We start from the raw sequence: 14,747 nt of genomic DNA, 5'->3' as shown, positions 1-14,747 counted from the left end.
ATCGCCGGAAACGGCTATTTCTCATGCCTTGGCCGCGGGGCAATCGCTTCAAATTGATCGACCGCGCATGATTCCGGCCATTCGGGGCCTCGTGATGCGGAGCTGCTGCCGGAAACCGAGATTTCGAAGTGGGACTTTGGCGAGATTTCCGGTTCCTCCATCACCGCATTTGGCGGCCCGACTTCGGTTCCGGGAGCCTATGCGAGCGCAGCCTTGAGCGCGCGCAGGTCGCGCCAGGCGAGGCGCTTTTGCAGCGGCTGCCGCAAGAGATAGGCCGGGTGCAGCGTCGCAATGGCGCGAATGCGGCGCGAGCCGGTATCGTATTCCACCCATTGCCCGCGCGAGCGCAGGATGCCGCTGAAGCCGAGCAGCCCCTGCGCCGAGGGGCCGCCAACACAGACCAGGATGTCGGGGTCGGCGAGCTCGATCTGGCGCTGGATGAAGGGCAGGCAGATCGCGACCTCCTGCGGCGTCGGCGTGCGGTTGCCCGGCGGACGCCAGGGCAGGAGATTTGCGATGTAGACGTCGTTCTGGCGGCTGAGGCCGATCGAGGCCAGCATCCGATCGAGCAATTGGCCGGAGCGGCCGACGAAGGGGAAGCCCAGCCGGTCCTCATCGGCGCCCGGCGCCTCGCCTACCATCATCACCCGGCCTTCCGGGTTGCCATCGGCGAAGACGAGATTCTTGGCTGTCGCCTTCAAGGCGCAGCCTTCGAACTTCGCGAGCGCTTCCTTCAGCTCGTCGAGCGTGCGCGCCTCGCGGGCCAGCGCGCGGGCGTTGAGAGCTGCGTCGTCGGGCGCCGTGGCGGCCGCCGCGATCGGCCGGGCTGGGGCGGCCGGACGGCCCGGCAACGAGCGCAGGCGAGGTTGGCCCGCGCCGGCGGAGGGGGGCGGCTCGGCGAAATGATTGCGCGGCGCCTCGTCGAGCGCCTCGGTCACGCCCATCTCGGCGTACCAGCTCAAAATCTCGAAAGGGTCTGGCGCGTCGGGGCCGGCTGTGTCGGACAGGCTCATGGCCGCATCCTATACGCTGCAACGCCGCTTCGCGAGCCAACGCAGTTGCAAAATGGAACGGGCACTTGGATAGAGGGGTTCCAGACTGGACGGAAGCCGAGCGTTGAACGAGTCGGCAGAATAGTTCATATATAAACTAATCGCGCGACGCGGGTTGCCAAGGCGGAGGGCAGGATGGATCTCAAGGAAGCGCAGAGCGAACCGCGCGAGAGCATGGACTATGACGTCGTCATCGTCGGCGGCGGTCCTGCGGGTCTGGCGGCTGCGATCCGGCTGAAGCAGCTCGACGAGAACATCTCGGTCGTCGTGGTCGAGAAAGGGGCCGAGGTCGGCGCCCATATCCTCTCCGGCGCCGTCATCGATCCGATCGGCCTCGACCGTCTCGTGCCCGACTGGCGCGACGATCCCGAGCGCCCCCTGACCACAGAGGTCAAGGAAGACGTCTTCTATTTCCTGACTCAGCCGAGCGGTCTTCGCCTGCCGAATTTCGGCATGCCCTCGCTGATGAACAATCACGGCAATTTCGTCGGCTCGCTCGGGCTGGTCGCGAAGTTCCTGGCCGGCCGTGCAGAGGCGCTCGGCGTCGAGATCTATCCCGGTTTTGCCGCCGCCGAGCTGCTGTTCAACGAGGATGGTTCTGTCGCCGGCATCGCGACCGGCGACATGGGCATCGCCAAGGATGGCACCGTCTCGGACCGCTTCACCCGCGGCATGGAACTGCGCGGCCGCTATACGCTGCTGGGCGAGGGTGCGCGCGGCTCGCTCTCCAAGATCGCGATCAAGAAATTCGCCCTCGATGAGGGCCGCGAGCCGCAGAAATACGGCATTGGCCTGAAGGAGCTCTGGCAGGTCAAGCCGGAGAAGTTCCACAAGGGCCGCGTCCAGCATTCCTTCGGCTGGCCGCTCGACAACGGCACCGGCGGTGGCTCCTTCCTCTATCATTTCGACGACAACCTGGTCTCGGTCGGCTTCGTCGTTCACCTGAACTACCAGAACCCGACGCTCTCGCCTTTCGACGAGTTCCAGCGCTTCAAGACTCATCCGCTGATCCGAGACACTTTCGAGGGCGGCAAGCGCATCGGCTATGGCTCGCGCGCCATCACCGAGGGCGGTTTCCAGTCGGTTCCGAAGCTGACCTTCCCGGGCGGCGCGCTGATCGGCTGCGCCGCGGGCTTCGTCAACGTTCCCCGCATCAAGGGCAGCCACAACGCCATCCTGTCGGGCATGCTGGCGGCCGAGAAGCTGGCGCCGGCGCTCCAGGCGGGCCGCAGCCATGACGAGGTCGTCGAGATCGAGACGAGTTGGCGCGACAGCGCCATCGGCAAGGACCTGAAGCTCGTCCGCAACGTCAAGCCGCTCTGGTCGAAGTTCGGCACGCTCATCGGCATCGGGCTCGGCGGCGTCGACATGTGGCTGAACCAGCTCTTCGGCTGGTCGCCCTTCGGCACGCTGAAGCACGGAAAGCCCGACTACGCGACGCTGAAGCCGCTCGCCGAGGTGACGCCGATCACCTATCCGAAGCCGGACGGCAAGATCTCCTTCGACAAGCTGTCATCGGTCTTCCTGTCCTCGACCAATCACGAGGAAGACCAGCCGGCTCACCTGAAGCTGACCGACCCCTCGATCCCGATCGCGAAGAACTTGCCTGTCTATGGCGAGCCGGCGCGGCTCTATTGCCCGGCAGGCGTCTACGAGGTCGTCTACGAGAATGCCGAGACGAAGAGCAATCCGCGCTTCGTGATCAACGCGCAGAACTGCGTCCACTGCAAAACCTGCGACATCAAGGACCCCGCCCAGAACATAACCTGGACGGTGCCGGAAGGCGGCGGCGGGCCCGGCTACGCGAATATGTGATCGGCTGTCTCTGAGAGTCCTACGAACAAGGGCGTGCTGCGAGGCGCGCCCTTTCATGCTTGGAAATGGTGGTTCGGCCTTTGCGCGCGGCCGGAACCGCCGGCTCCGGCTCGTCCTCGGCGAAGCCGATGAGAAGAGCCGTTGCGGCAGAGCTCAGAACAGTCTTCATCATCGGAGCGGTCCCGACAATGATCGCTGCCTGAGCTGCAAGCAGAGGAAATAGAGAGTCGCTATCCTTGTGCCGGCGGACAATGTTTTCTCGCTGCAAGTCTGCGGGGAAAACGGGTCTTTGGGGACTGTTGCGCCGCCGCTACGAAGCCGCCGCATTCGCGTAGGGCCCCGCTTGCCCGCCCGCCCGGAAACCGCCATCTTGGCGGCCTACGCGAGCCATCACGGTCCGCCGAAGGAGCGCCCGGAGCATTTGGGCGGCGGACCGAGGGAGAATAGCAGTCGTGACATTTCTGAAGAAGGTGCGTGCCTCCGGTACGGCTGCTGCCTTGTCGTTGTTGATGGTCCTGCCCGTGGCCGCTGCGGCCCAGGGAGCGACCGCGCCGCGTTCGTCTGATTCGCTGGAGCCAGCCGACAGCCTCGAAGGGAATTATCTCGCCGCCATCGTGGCGGGCGCCTCGCGCGATCTCGGCGCGGCCTCGGTCTATCTGCGCGAAGCCGTGCGGGAAGATCCGCGCAACAGCGAGTTGCTGGAGCGCGCCTTCGTCGCCTTTCTCGCCGACGGCGCCATGCCCGACGCCTTCCGCGCCGCCGATAAGCTGATCCAGCAGGATCCGAGCAATGGCCTGGCGCAACTCGTCATCGGCATCCGCTCGATCAAGCAGAAGAGCTACCAGACCGCCCGCAATCACCTCCAGCGTGGCGGTCGCGGCCGGGCGGCCGACATCACGGCGACGCTGCTCTCCGCCTGGTCCTACCTTGGTTCCGGCAACTCCAAGCGCGCCATCGAGACGCTCGAGCGTCTGAAGGGCGAGCCCTCCTACAACCTCTTCCGAGACTATCATGCCGGCCTGATTCTCGACGCCGCCGGGCGCAAGGCCGAGGCCGAAAAGCGGCTGAAGGCCGCCTACGACGCCGAGAAGACCACGTTGCGCCTCGTCGACCTCTGGGCGCGCTTCCAGGCCCGCAGCGGCGATTTTGCCGGCGCGGCAGCCACTTACGCCGAGTTCGACCGGCTGCTGCCGAATCATCCGATCATCCGCGAAGGCATGTCGCTGGTGTCGAAGAAGGAGGCACCGCCGCGTCAGATCCAGACCGCGCAGCAGGGCGCGGCCGAAGTTCTCTACGGGCTCGCCAGCGCGGGCAACCGGCAGGGCGACGAAGCCGCAGCGCTTCTCTATCTGCGCATGGCGATCTACCTGGATCCCGGCCATGACCTCGCCATCCTGACGCTGGGCGACATCCTCGAGCGGGCTCGCCAGCCCGAGGACGCGGTCGCGGTCTATGACAAGATGCCGGCCTCCTCGCCGCTGCGGTCCAACGCCGAGATCCAGGCTGGCCTCGCGCTGGAGAACCTCGGCAAGCCCGATGAGGCAGTGAAGCATCTGGAGAAGGTCATCGCCGAGCGGCCGGACGATGTCGATGCGCTCGCCGCGCTCGGCAACATCTATCGCTCGCGCAAGCAGTTCGCCGAGGCGGCCGCCGCCTACGACAAGGCCATCGACAAGCTCGCGTCCCCCGGCCGCGCCAACTGGGATCTGTACTATTTCCGCGGCATCGCCCGGGAACGCATCAATCGTTGGCCGGAGGCCGAGGCCGATCTGCGCAAGGCGCTTGAACTCCTGCCCGATCCGCTCGGCCGCGAGCGCGCGCTGGTGTTGAACTATCTCGGCTATTCGCTGGTCGACAAGCATCTGAAGCTGGACGAGGCACTGGGCATGCTGCGCCGCGCCGTGGAGCTGCGTCCGCGCGACGGCTACATCATCGACTCGCTCGGCTGGGCCTATTACCGGCTCGGGCGCTATGAGGATGCCGCGCGCGAGATCGAGCGCGCAGCTGAGCTGCGCCCCTCGGACCCGGTGATCAACGACCATCTCGGCGATGTTTATTGGCGCACCGGCCGCCAGCTCGAGGCGAAATTCCAGTGGAATCACGCGCGCGATCTCAAGCCCGAGCCGGAGGATCTCGAGAAGATCCAACGCAAGATCGAGCACGGGCTGGAAGGCCCGTCCGCCAACGTGACCGACGACGCCAAGAAGGACGGCGGCTGACGCCGATCCCGTCGCGGGGCTGAACCGGGAGCGGCCGTGGCTTTACCGCTGACGACGCGTGCGCGCGCCAAGGTCAATCTCGACCTGCGGGTCCTGGGCCGGCGCGCGGACGGCTATCACGAGCTCGAAAGCCTGGTCGCCTTCGCCGGGGTTGGTGACGAGCTCACGTTGGAGCCGGATGCGCCGCTATCTCTGTCGATCACCGGCCCGCGCGCGGCGGGGCTGTCTGCCGCGGACGACAACCTCATTCTGCGTGCTGCGCGGACGCTCGCGACCGCCCGTCCAGGCCTGCGTCTGGGGCGCTTCCATCTCGTCAAGCGACTGCCTGTCGCTTCGGGGATCGGTGGCGGCTCGGCTGACGCGGCCGCGGCGCTGCGCCTCGTCGCGCGCCTGAACGGCATCGCTCAAACCGATCCGGTCCTCCCGGACGTCGCTGCAAAGATCGGCGCCGACGTGCCGGTCTGCCTCGAATCGCGGGCGCGGCTGATGGCCGGCATCGGTGAGAGGCTTGGGCCGGTGCTCCGCCTGCCGCCGCTTTTCGCCGTGCTGGTCAATCCGGGCGTTCCGGTAGAGACGGCCGCGGTGTTCCGCGCTCTGGGCCTGACACCGGGGCAGAAAATCACGGTCCCGCGCACCGCGCCTGATTCTGTGCCGACAGGGGCGTTCCACGAAGCGCTCGCCGCTTCCGATAACGATCTGGCGGCTCCGGCGAGGCATGTCGCGCCCGTGATCGACGTCGTCCTCGAGCGGCTAGCGGAATTGCCGGGCTGCCGATTGGCGCGCATGTCCGGCTCCGGCGCGACTTGCTTCGCCCTGTTCGACGATTGCAGGGCCAGCGCCGATGCGTCGCGAGCGTTGGCCAAGACACAGCCAGGCTGGTGGGCGAAGCCGACGCTGCTGCGCTGACGTTGTCCGTCATGCTCGGGCTTGCCCCGGGCATCTCTCACAGAAAAAGGCTGGTTTCTGAGAGGGGCGGGTCAAGGACCCGACCTATGCCGCCTCAGTGCGCCCGCGCCACGCAGAAATCGACGGCGGCGTTGAGCGCCTGCTTCATCGGCGAGGCCGGGAAAAGACCGAGCGCATCCTTGGCCATGCGGGCATAATGCTCGGCGCGCGCGATGGTGTCGTCCAGCGCCTTGTGCCGGCGCATGATCGCTTGCGCTTCTTCCAGATCGCCCTCGCGGATTTCTCCGTCCTGAAGCGTGCGCTTCCAGAAGGCGCGCTCTGTCTCATCGCCGCGGCGGAAGGAGAGCACGACGGGCAGGGTGATCTTGCCCTCACGGAAATCGTCGCCGGTGTTCTTGCCAAGCTTCGCCGCGACGCCGCCATAGTCGAGCGCGTCGTCGATGAGCTGGAAGGCGATGCCGAGATTGAGCCCGTAGCTGCGGCAGGCGGCGGCGTCCGCCTTCGAGGAATTGGCGATCACCGGGCCGACTTCGCAGGCGGCGGCGAAGAGCTCGGCCGTCTTGCCGCGGATCACCGAGAGATACTCGTCCTCGGTCGTCTCGGTGTTCTTGGCGACGGAGAGTTGCAGAACCTCGCCCTCGGCGATCACCGCCGCGGCGGTGGAGAGAATATCGAGCGCCCGCAGCGAACCGACCTCGACCATCATCTTGAAGGCCTGGCCCAGCAGGAAATCGCCGACCAGCACGCTGGCTTCGTTGCCCCAGAGCATGCGGGCGGCGAGCTTGCCGCGGCGCATGTCGCTCTCGTCGACGACATCGTCATGCAGCAGCGTCGCGGTGTGCATGAACTCGACCGACGCCGCGAGCTTGACATGGCCTTCGCCCCGATAGCCGCAGAGATCGGCCATGGCGAGCGTCAGCATCGGCCGCAGACGCTTGCCGCCGGAGGAGATCAGGTGGTTCGCGACCTCCGGGATCATCGTGACCTCGGAGCCGGTGCGCGACAGGATCATCGCATTGACCCGCTCCATATCGGCACGCGTCAGCGCGACCAGCGGCTCGATGCTCGCCTGATTCGATTCCCGTTCCTCAAGGGAGACGACGACACCCACAGAAGCACTCCGAGTCCGATCCCTGCGCCGGCACGACGCGCGCCAGCCATGCCACAACCGTTGCATGGGACGCCAGCCCCTGCAAACCGTCGCGACGCCGCAGCTTGCGCGAAGGGGGCGGGTTGGGCTCCATGGGGCGATGCACGAACTCATGCGCACCAACGACCTCATCCTGCTCGGCGCCGTCGAGGCACTGCTGGAATCGGCCGGGCTCGATTGCCTGATCGCAGACCAGCATATCAGCGCCCTCGAGGGCATGACCGGCGCCTTTCCACGCCGGCTCCTCGTGCGCGAGGCGGATAGCCGCCGGGCGCGGGCCCTTCTGGTCGAAGCCGGTTATGGGCCCGAGCTGCGCAATGAGTGAGGGAGAAACCGTATTTGCGCTCGGGGAGATCGTCGAGGATCGGCTGCTCGACGGGCGTCTTCGCCTGCGCCAGCCGCGCAAGGGCCACCGCGCCGGCACCGACGCCATCCTGCTCGCGGCGACGCTGCCCGTGCTCGATGGCGGTACGCTCCTCGATATCGGCGCGGGCGTCGGGACGGTGGCGCTCGCGGCTGCGCTGCTGCGGCCGGCATTGCGGATCGCATTGCTGGAGCGCGACCCGGAACTGGCGGCTCTGGCGACGCAGAACTTGGCATTGAATGGCATGGCAGATCGCGGGATTGTCATCGCGGCAGACGTCACAGCGCCGGCGGCCGAACTGCAAGTGGCGGGACTGAAGCCGGCTTCCTGCGACGCGGTCGCGATGAACCCGCCTTTCTATCCGCAGGGCGGGACGCGTGCCTCGCCGACTGCCAACCGCCGGGCGGCCCATGTGGCGGAGAGCGATCTTGGGCCCTGGCTACGTGCCGCGCGGCGGGCTCTGAAGCCGGGCGGCCTGCTCGCGATCATCCATCGGGCCGAGGCGCTGCCCGATCTGCTCGCCGGTCTCGCCTCCGGCTTCGGTGCCGTCGCGATCCGACCCGTCTACGGCGTTGCCGACACGCCAGCGATTCGCGTTATCGTCACGGCGGTGCTGAACAGCAGAAAGCCGGCAGAGCTGCTGCCGGCTTTCGTGATCAATGGACCTGATGGCCGGTTCACGGCCGAGAGCGAGGCCGTGCATCGTGGGCGGGCGCGCCTCGCCGCTTACCAGTAGTAGCGCGGCGGCGGCGCGAAGATCGGCGGCGGAGGCGGCGGGGCGTAATAGCGCGGACCGTAATAGCGGCGCGGGCCGTAGTAGCGCGGCGGGCCGTAATAGGGGCGAGGCGGGCCATAATAGCGGCGCGGGCCGTAATAGTACTGCGCCTGTTGCACCATGCCGCCTGCGAGATCGACCTGCGGCGCAGCCGCGACCGGCGCCGCGGAAGCCGGGGCGGCGGTGAGGGCTGCAATGCCCAGCGCGCCGGCCGTCACGGCGGAGAGAAGCATCGTCTTGAACATGATATCCTCCGTGCGATGGCGTCGACGGTCTCGCCTTGCGCTGACCAACGCCGTCCATGGGAGGGGAAACTATCCCCCTTAACCTGAACGGCGCGAAACCGCGCCGTTCAGCGAGCCTTCATTGAGCCGCGAATCATGGCTGCAATGCGTCAACCTCAGCGGCAGACCCGCACCGGGCGGACCACCCAGCGCCAGCCGTTCCACACCCGCCGTTCCGACCAGAAGCAGCGCGGACGATAATAGGGGCGAGAGCCATAATAGCGGCGCGGGCCGCGATAGTAATATTGAGCCTGCTCGATCAGGCCCTGGCCGGCCGGCGCCGTCTGGCCGGCGGGAGCGGCGACCGGTGCTGCCGAGGCCGGGGCGGCCATCATGGCGAAACCGCCGAGCGCGCCTGTCACGGCAGCGGCGAGAAGCGTTGTCCGGAACATCGTGTTCTCCATCGATAGCCGCCGGCCGTGCCGATGGCTGACTTGTCGTCCCTTATGCGAAGCTAGGCCGTCACACCTGAACGGCGCGAAACCGCGCCGTTCAGCTTGCCTTCATCGAGGCGGTTGGCCGCCTTAGCGGCAGATGCGCTGCTGGCGCACGATCCAGCGGCGACCATTCCAGACGCGGCGGGATTCGGTCCAGCAGCGACGGACATGCGGCCGGCCCGGGCCGTAATGCGGGCGGCCGCGGTGCCACGCCTGCTGGACGAGACCGGTCTCGGCGCCTGAGCCCAACGCCGTGCCAGCCGAAATCGGAACAGCGGAAGCGGGGGCGCTGCTCATGGCGGCACCGAGCAAGGTTGCCGCGCCAAAGGCGGCGGCAATGATGCGGGTTGTCAACATGGGCTATAACTCCTTCATTATTCAGCCGCTGCTCATCGATCCAATGCTCGCCCCCGAACATTGCTGATCATGCGGCGTCTCGTGGTTAGCAGACGGGTTATGAACGAAATCTGTCCGGCTGCGGTTCCGGCCTGCGCTTGACCCTGATCGGTCCGAACCCTAATCACCCCGCAATTCCCTTGTTATCGGAAGGTTGCAGGCATCTTGTCCGCCCCCGCGCCACATTCGCTTTCCAGCATCCCGGCTTATTCCCCGGCGATGGACCCGACCCGCTCCTTCCAGGGGCTGCTGCTGACCTTGCAGCGCTTCTGGGCCGAGCGAGGTTGCGTGGTGCTGCAGCCCTACGACATGGAGGTCGGCGCCGGCACCTTCCACCCGGCGACGACTTTGCGCGCGCTCGGGCCGAAGCCCTGGAAGGCCGCCTATGTCCAGCCCTCGCGCCGCCCCAAGGACGGCCGCTACGGCGAGAACCCCAACCGGCTGCAGCATTACTACCAGTTCCAGGTCATCCTGAAGCCGTCGCCGCCGGATTTGCAGCAGCTCTACCTGGACTCGCTGAGGGCGATCGGCGTCGATCTCGGGCTGCATGACGTGCGCTTCGTCGAGGACGACTGGGAAAGCCCGACGCTCGGCGCCTGGGGGCTCGGCTGGGAGTGCTGGTGCGACGGCATGGAAGTCAGCCAGTTCACCTACTTTCAGCAGGTCGCGGGCGTCGAATGCGCGCCGGTCGCGGGCGAGCTGACCTACGGCCTCGAGCGCCTGGCGATGTATGTCCAGGGCGTCGAGAACGTCTACGATCTCAACTTCAACGGCCTCGATGGCGAGGACCGCATCAGCTATGGCGACGTCTTCCTGCAAGCCGAGCAGGAATATTCGCGGCATAATTTCGAGCACGCCAACACCGCGATGCTGTTCCAGCATTTCACGGACGCCGAAACCGAGTGCAAGGCGCTGCTCGCTGCCGGTGAGCCGGCGTCTGGCGACAACCAGCCGCGCCACCAACTTGCCCTGCCGGCCTATGACCAGTGCATCAAGGCCAGCCACATCTTCAACCTGCTCGATGCGCGCGGCGTGATCTCGGTCACCGAGCGGCAGAGCTACATCCTGCGCGTGCGCGAGCTCGCCAAGGCCTGCGGCGCGGCCTGGCTGAAGACCGCCGGCGGGGGAGCAATCTGATGCCCGATCTCCTGCTCGAACTCTTCTCCGAGGAAATCCCGGCGCGCATGCAGCGCAAGGCCGGTGAGGACCTCAAGAAGCTCGTCACCGATGCGCTGGTCGAGCGCGGCCTCGTCTATGAGGGCGCCAAGGCCTTCGTCACACCGCGCCGTCTCGCGCTGCATGTCGCCGGCCTGCCGGTGCGCGGCCGCGACGTGCGCGAGGAGCGCAAGGGCCCGCGCGTCGGCGCGCCCGACGCCGCCGTTCAGGGCTTCCTCAAGGCCGCCGGCCTTGCCTCGCTGGATCAGGCTACCATCGTCAGCGACCCGAAGAAGGGCGATTCCTACGTCGCCATCATCGAGAAACCGGGGCAGCAGACTGTTCAGGCGATCGCGGAGATCGTGCCGAGCGTGATCCGCTCCTTCCCCTGGCCGAAATCGATGCGCTGGGGCAAGGCTTCGGCGGCCGGCGCCAGCCTGCGCTGGGTGCGCCCGCTGCACTCCATCCTCTGCACCTTCGGCGCCGCCGAGACCGAGGACCCGGAGATCGTGCCCTTCGAGGTCGACGGCATCGTCTCCGGCAACGTCACCTATGGCCACCGCTTCCATGCGCCCGGCCCGATCACGGTGAAGCGTCTCGACGATTACGTGGCCTCACTGGAGAAGGCGAAGGTCGTGCTCGATGCCGACCGGCGCAAGGAGATCATCCTCACTGATGCCCGCAACCTCGCCTTCGCGCAGGGGCTCGATCTCGTCGAGGACGAGGGGCTGCTGGAGGAGGTCGCCGGCCTCGTCGAATGGCCGGCCGTGCTGATGGGCTCCTTCGAGGAGCGCTTCCTCGACATCCCCGGCGAAGCGATCCGCGCCACCATCCGCGCCAACCAGAAATGCTTCGTGCTGCGCGACCCGGCGACAGGCGATCTCGCCAATCGCTTCATCCTGGTCTCGAACCTCCTCGCCAGCGACGGCGGAGCGGCGATCACCGCCGGCAATGGCCGCGTCGTCCGTGCGCGCCTCTCGGACGCCGCCTATTTCTGGCAGACCGATCGCGGCTCGCTGCCTGATCTCGACACCTTCAAGGAGAGCGCCGAGAAGCTCGGCCTCGATCTAGCCAAGCCGCTCGACCAGCGCATGGCCAAGCTCGACAAGCTCGGCGTCGTCTTCCACGCCAAACTCGGCACGCAGGGCGAGCGCGTCCAGCGCATCGCCGCGCTGGCGAAGGAGCTGGCGCCGATCGTCGGTGCCGACCCGGAGAAGGCCGAGCGCGCCGCCAAGCTCGCCAAGGCCGATTTGCCCACCGAGATGGTCGGCGAGTTCCCTGAGCTTCAGGGCTTGATGGGCCGGAAATATGCCGAGCTGCAGGGCGAGGACGCTTCGGTCGCTGCCGCGGTCGAGGAGCATTACAAGCCGCTCGGCCCCTCCGACCGCGTTCCGACCGATCCGGTTTCGGTGGCTGTGGCGCTGGCCGACAAGCTCGACACGCTCGTCGGCTTCTGGGCCATCGATGAGAAGCCGACTGGCAGCAAGGACCCCTATGCGCTGCGCCGCGCGGCGCTGGGCGTGATCCGGCTGGTGGTTGAGAACGGGGTGCGGCTGGGGCTTATGCCAGTCCTCAATCCGCTTCGCACCAGCAAGATGGTTGCTGGTGTTTCGGAGAAGACTGCCGAACTAGAAGCTCTCGCTGCAAAGCTGGTAGAGCTGGACGCGGAAGAAGCTTTGCACTCTTTTAAAAGTGCTCGAGCCCGTGCGGCGGGCATCGAGACCTACATCAAATGGGCAGGATCTCGTTGGTATTGGAGTGAAACCTATGATCTCCTCTCCTTCTTCCACGACCGTTTGAAAATCATGCTCCGCGACCGCGGCGCGCGGCATGACCTTGTCGATGCGGTGATCGGCGACGGCCCGTCAGACAACGACGACCTGCTCCTCATCACCCGCCGCGTCGCCGCGCTCGGCCGCTTCCTCGACACCGAGGACGGGAAGAACCTCCTCGCGGGCTACAAGCGCGCCGCCAACATCCTCAAGGCCGAGGAGAAGAAGGACGGGGAGGGCGCTTTTTCCGCGGCGCCCGAATTGCAGTTGATTGCAGAAGCCGGCCTGATCGAGGAGAAGGCGCTCGCCGTCGCGCTGGCGCAGGCGACGCCGAAGGCCGAGGCTGCCGTCGCCGCCGAAGACTATGAGGGCGCGATGGCCGCGCTGGCGGAACTGCGCCCGGCGGTCGATGCCTTCTTCGACAAGGTCACGGTCAACGATCCCGATCCGGCCCAGCGTGCCAACCGCCTGAAGCTGCTCAACCAACTCCGTCAGGCGACACGAGCCGTGGCGGATTTCGACCGCATCGCAGGATAAGGCGCGGGATCCCCTCGCCCGGATAGGAGAGGGGTAGGGGTGAGGGCCAGCCGTCGGTCGCCCTTGCTCTGCCCTCTCCGCAGCTGCGGTTGGTTCCGTGCCGGACTGGTTTTCCGTCCTTCCCTCACCCCTACCCCTCTCCCATCCGGGAGAGGGGGTCTTCGTTTGCGGCCCCGCGTTCATCCGGAAACCGCCCCGTCTCCTTCGCCGGCAAACCCCGCACCGGAACCTATTCCCACCCTGCAACGTTCTTTCGACGGGGCTGACAGGTCGCGAATCCGTCGCGGCAGGGCTCCCGGGGGGGCCGGCCACCGGCCGAGATAAAGGGCTGAAAGCATGTCCATTCTGATTTCGCTGCTGATCACTGTTCTCGTGATCGGCCTTGTGCTCTATCTCGTGCGGATGCTGCCGCTCGACGGGCAGATCAAGAACGTCGTGCAGATCATCGTCATCGTGATCGGCATCATCTCTCTGCTGCGCTATCTCGCTGTTTTCTAAGGCGATTGACGGCGTCCACGCGCTGGTACAGACTTCTTGAGGTCCAGAGGGCCCCGGACGCTCCCGTCCCGGGGCCCTTCCTGTTTCAGGGCGAGACCTGCGATGAACGCGCCGAACCGTAACGGCCATATCAGGCTGACCTCCCATCCCGAGCCCGGCAGCGCTGCCGTACGCTTCCCGATCCGATGGGGCGCCCCCACCGCGGCCGAGCGCGGCCCGATCATTGCCTCGACCACCAACCCGGCCGACCGCAACGTCATCGGCGCCCATGGCGGCTCCTATTCGGTCTACCGTGCGCTGGCGATCTCGGCCCGTGCGATGAACCCCTCGCAACGCCCGGACCTGACCAACACCTATCCGACGGCCGAGATTTCGCCGCAGCCGCAATGGGCCGATCCGAAGAAGATCGTTTCGCTCGATCCCTTCGGCCATACGGTGGCGCAGGATTTCGGCAAGCTGATCGGGGAGGGCATCGACATCCGCCCCTCGATAGCGATTACCAAGGCCAGGCTCAACCTGCCCGAGATACTGGCCGCCATGGGCGCGCATCGCCTCGCCGCGGACGGCAACATCCTCCATCCGTCGGGCGACATCTCCGTCACCAAGATCGCGGTCGATCCGGTCTGGTATCTGCCGGGCATCGCCGAGCGCTTCGGCGCCACCGAGAACGAGTTGCGTCGCACGCTCTTCGAGCAGACCGGCGGCATGTATCCCGAGCTGGTGACGCGGCCGGACCTCAAAGTCTTCCTGCCGCCGATCGGCTCGATCACCGCCTATGTCATGGGCGAGGTCTCCGCGCTCGCCGAGCCAAAGAAGCGCATCGCCTGCCGCGTCCATGACGAGTGCAACGGTTCGGACGTCTTCGGTTCGGACATCTGCACCTGCCGGCCCTATCTCATCCACGGCATCGAGGAATGCGTGCGGGAAGCGCAGAGCGGCGGCGTCGGCTTGATCGTCTACAACCGCAAGGAGGGCCGGGCGCTCGGCGAAGTCACCAAGTTCCTCGTCTACAACGCGCGCAAGCGGCAGGAGGGCGGCGATTCCGCCGCGACCTATTTCGAGCGGACCGAATGCGTCGCCGGCGTGCAGGACGCGCGCTTCCAGCAATTGATGCCTGATGTGCTGCACTGGCTCGGCGTCACCCATATCGACCGGCTGATGTCGATGTCGAACATGAAATATGACGCCATGGTCGAGAGCGGCATCACCATCGGCGAGCGCGTCGCGATCCCGCCTGAGCTGATCCCGCCCGACGCATCGGTCGAGATCGAGGCCAAGAAGGCTGCGGGCTATTATTCGCCTGACGGCGCACCCGGCGACAATGCGCTCAAGGCCACCGTCGGCCGTGGCCTCGAGAAGTTCTGATCCTGCCCCGCATCTAGCCGAG

General features: G+C 66.6%; 14 protein-coding genes. 9 read left to right on the top strand and 5 right to left on the bottom strand.

What is annotated here, in order from left to right; genetic code table 11:
* Nucleotides 1-197 precede the first annotated feature (197 nt).
* Nucleotides 198-1,013, bottom strand: a complete 816-nt coding sequence (locus AC1DDA_RS05400) for a uracil-DNA glycosylase (protein ID WP_476794938.1) — start codon at nt 1,011-1,013, stop codon at nt 198-200.
* A 174-nt stretch (nt 1,014-1,187) separates the two neighbouring features.
* Here AC1DDA_RS05400 and AC1DDA_RS05395 point away from each other — a divergent pair, with 174 nt between their 5' ends.
* The 3 genes from AC1DDA_RS05395 to AC1DDA_RS05385 all read left to right on the top strand — a co-directional run bounded on the left by AC1DDA_RS05395 (nt 1,188) and on the right by AC1DDA_RS05385 (nt 5,992).
* A complete protein-coding gene (locus tag AC1DDA_RS05395; RefSeq protein WP_476794937.1) occupies nt 1,188-2,867 on the top strand; it encodes an electron transfer flavoprotein-ubiquinone oxidoreductase in 1,680 nt (559 codons plus the stop codon).
* Between the two features lie 452 nt (nt 2,868-3,319).
* On the top strand, nt 3,320-5,086 hold the full coding sequence (locus AC1DDA_RS05390) for a tetratricopeptide repeat protein (protein ID WP_476794936.1): 1,767 nt from the start codon (nt 3,320-3,322) through the stop codon (nt 5,084-5,086).
* A 36-nt stretch (nt 5,087-5,122) separates the two neighbouring features.
* A complete protein-coding gene (locus tag AC1DDA_RS05385; protein WP_476794935.1) occupies nt 5,123-5,992 on the top strand; it encodes a 4-(cytidine 5'-diphospho)-2-C-methyl-D-erythritol kinase in 870 nt (289 codons plus the stop codon).
* A gap of 94 nt (nt 5,993-6,086) precedes the next feature.
* Here the strand turns inward: AC1DDA_RS05385 and AC1DDA_RS05380 are convergent, their stop codons facing one another.
* Nucleotides 6,087-7,103: a polyprenyl synthetase family protein gene (locus AC1DDA_RS05380; protein ID WP_476794934.1), complete on the bottom strand. Its 1,017-nt coding sequence runs from the start codon at nt 7,101-7,103 to the stop codon at nt 6,087-6,089.
* 139 nt (nt 7,104-7,242) lie between these two features.
* Here AC1DDA_RS05380 and AC1DDA_RS05375 point away from each other — a divergent pair, with 139 nt between their 5' ends.
* Both AC1DDA_RS05375 and AC1DDA_RS05370 read left to right on the top strand, forming a co-directional pair.
* Nucleotides 7,243-7,467 (top strand): putative signal transducing protein, encoded by a 225-nt coding sequence (locus tag AC1DDA_RS05375; protein ID WP_476794933.1) that lies wholly within the window; start codon nt 7,243-7,245, stop codon nt 7,465-7,467.
* Nucleotides 7,460-8,242: a tRNA1(Val) (adenine(37)-N6)-methyltransferase gene (locus tag AC1DDA_RS05370; protein WP_476794932.1), complete on the top strand. Its 783-nt coding sequence runs from the start codon at nt 7,460-7,462 to the stop codon at nt 8,240-8,242. Before AC1DDA_RS05375 ends, AC1DDA_RS05370 begins: the two co-directional genes overlap by 8 nt.
* Here the strand turns inward: AC1DDA_RS05370 and AC1DDA_RS05365 are convergent.
* From AC1DDA_RS05365 to AC1DDA_RS05355, 3 genes are all read right to left on the bottom strand, one after another.
* A complete protein-coding gene (locus AC1DDA_RS05365; RefSeq protein ID WP_476794931.1) occupies nt 8,233-8,526 on the bottom strand; it encodes a hypothetical protein in 294 nt (97 codons plus the stop codon). The genes AC1DDA_RS05370 and AC1DDA_RS05365 overlap by 10 nt on opposite strands.
* Nucleotides 8,527-8,681: 155 nt before the next feature.
* Nucleotides 8,682-8,957: a hypothetical protein gene (locus AC1DDA_RS05360; RefSeq protein ID WP_476794930.1), complete on the bottom strand. Its 276-nt coding sequence runs from the start codon at nt 8,955-8,957 to the stop codon at nt 8,682-8,684.
* Nucleotides 8,958-9,089: 132 nt separating this feature from the next.
* Nucleotides 9,090-9,359, bottom strand: coding sequence for a hypothetical protein (locus AC1DDA_RS05355; RefSeq protein ID WP_476794929.1), 270 nt, complete (start codon nt 9,357-9,359; stop codon nt 9,090-9,092).
* 258 nt (nt 9,360-9,617) lie between these two features.
* Here AC1DDA_RS05355 and AC1DDA_RS05350 point away from each other — a divergent pair, with 258 nt between their 5' ends.
* The 4 genes from AC1DDA_RS05350 to AC1DDA_RS05335 all read left to right on the top strand — a co-directional run bounded on the left by AC1DDA_RS05350 (nt 9,618) and on the right by AC1DDA_RS05335 (nt 14,725).
* The gene (locus AC1DDA_RS05350; protein WP_476795129.1) at nt 9,618-10,535 is read left to right on the top strand and encodes a glycine--tRNA ligase subunit alpha; all 918 of its coding nucleotides are present in this window, start codon (nt 9,618-9,620) and stop codon (nt 10,533-10,535) included.
* The gene (glyS, locus tag AC1DDA_RS05345; RefSeq protein WP_476794928.1) at nt 10,535-12,862 is read left to right on the top strand and encodes a glycine--tRNA ligase subunit beta; all 2,328 of its coding nucleotides are present in this window, start codon (nt 10,535-10,537) and stop codon (nt 12,860-12,862) included. Before AC1DDA_RS05350 ends, glyS begins: the two co-directional genes overlap by 1 nt.
* Before the next feature lie 336 nt (nt 12,863-13,198).
* Nucleotides 13,199-13,360, top strand: coding sequence for a Thivi_2564 family membrane protein (locus AC1DDA_RS05340; protein WP_091855869.1), 162 nt, complete (start codon nt 13,199-13,201; stop codon nt 13,358-13,360).
* A gap of 102 nt (nt 13,361-13,462) precedes the next feature.
* Complete coding sequence (locus AC1DDA_RS05335; RefSeq protein ID WP_476794927.1) at nt 13,463-14,725, top strand: GTP cyclohydrolase II; 1,263 nt, start codon at nt 13,463-13,465, stop codon at nt 14,723-14,725.
* Nucleotides 14,726-14,747: the final 22 nt, after the last annotated feature.

Source organism: Allobosea sp. 10N428, assembly GCF_056394545.1.
The sequence above is the reverse complement of the archived record's forward strand: the minus strand, read 5'-3'. Positions and strand labels throughout refer to the sequence as shown.

Bases quoted from the DNA above. Each gene is read 5' to 3' on its own strand.
- AC1DDA_RS05400 (WP_476794938.1), bottom strand. From the start codon at position 1,013: ATGAGCCTGTCCGACACAGCCGGCCCCGACGCGCCAGACCCTTTCGAG.
- AC1DDA_RS05395 (WP_476794937.1), top strand. From the start codon at position 1,188: ATGGATCTCAAGGAAGCGCAGAGCGAACCGCGCGAGAGCATGGACTAT.
- AC1DDA_RS05375 (WP_476794933.1), top strand. From the start codon at position 7,243: ATGCACGAACTCATGCGCACCAACGACCTCATCCTGCTCGGCGCCGTC.
- AC1DDA_RS05370 (WP_476794932.1), top strand. From the start codon at position 7,460: ATGAGTGAGGGAGAAACCGTATTTGCGCTCGGGGAGATCGTCGAGGAT.
- AC1DDA_RS05365 (WP_476794931.1), bottom strand. From the start codon at position 8,526: ATGTTCAAGACGATGCTTCTCTCCGCCGTGACGGCCGGCGCGCTGGGC.
- AC1DDA_RS05360 (WP_476794930.1), bottom strand. From the start codon at position 8,957: ATGTTCCGGACAACGCTTCTCGCCGCTGCCGTGACAGGCGCGCTCGGC.
- AC1DDA_RS05355 (WP_476794929.1), bottom strand. From the start codon at position 9,359: ATGTTGACAACCCGCATCATTGCCGCCGCCTTTGGCGCGGCAACCTTG.
- AC1DDA_RS05350 (WP_476795129.1), top strand. From the start codon at position 9,618: ATGGACCCGACCCGCTCCTTCCAGGGGCTGCTGCTGACCTTGCAGCGC.
- glyS (WP_476794928.1), top strand. From the start codon at position 10,535: ATGCCCGATCTCCTGCTCGAACTCTTCTCCGAGGAAATCCCGGCGCGC.
- AC1DDA_RS05340 (WP_091855869.1), top strand. From the start codon at position 13,199: ATGTCCATTCTGATTTCGCTGCTGATCACTGTTCTCGTGATCGGCCTT.
- AC1DDA_RS05335 (WP_476794927.1), top strand. From the start codon at position 13,463: ATGAACGCGCCGAACCGTAACGGCCATATCAGGCTGACCTCCCATCCC.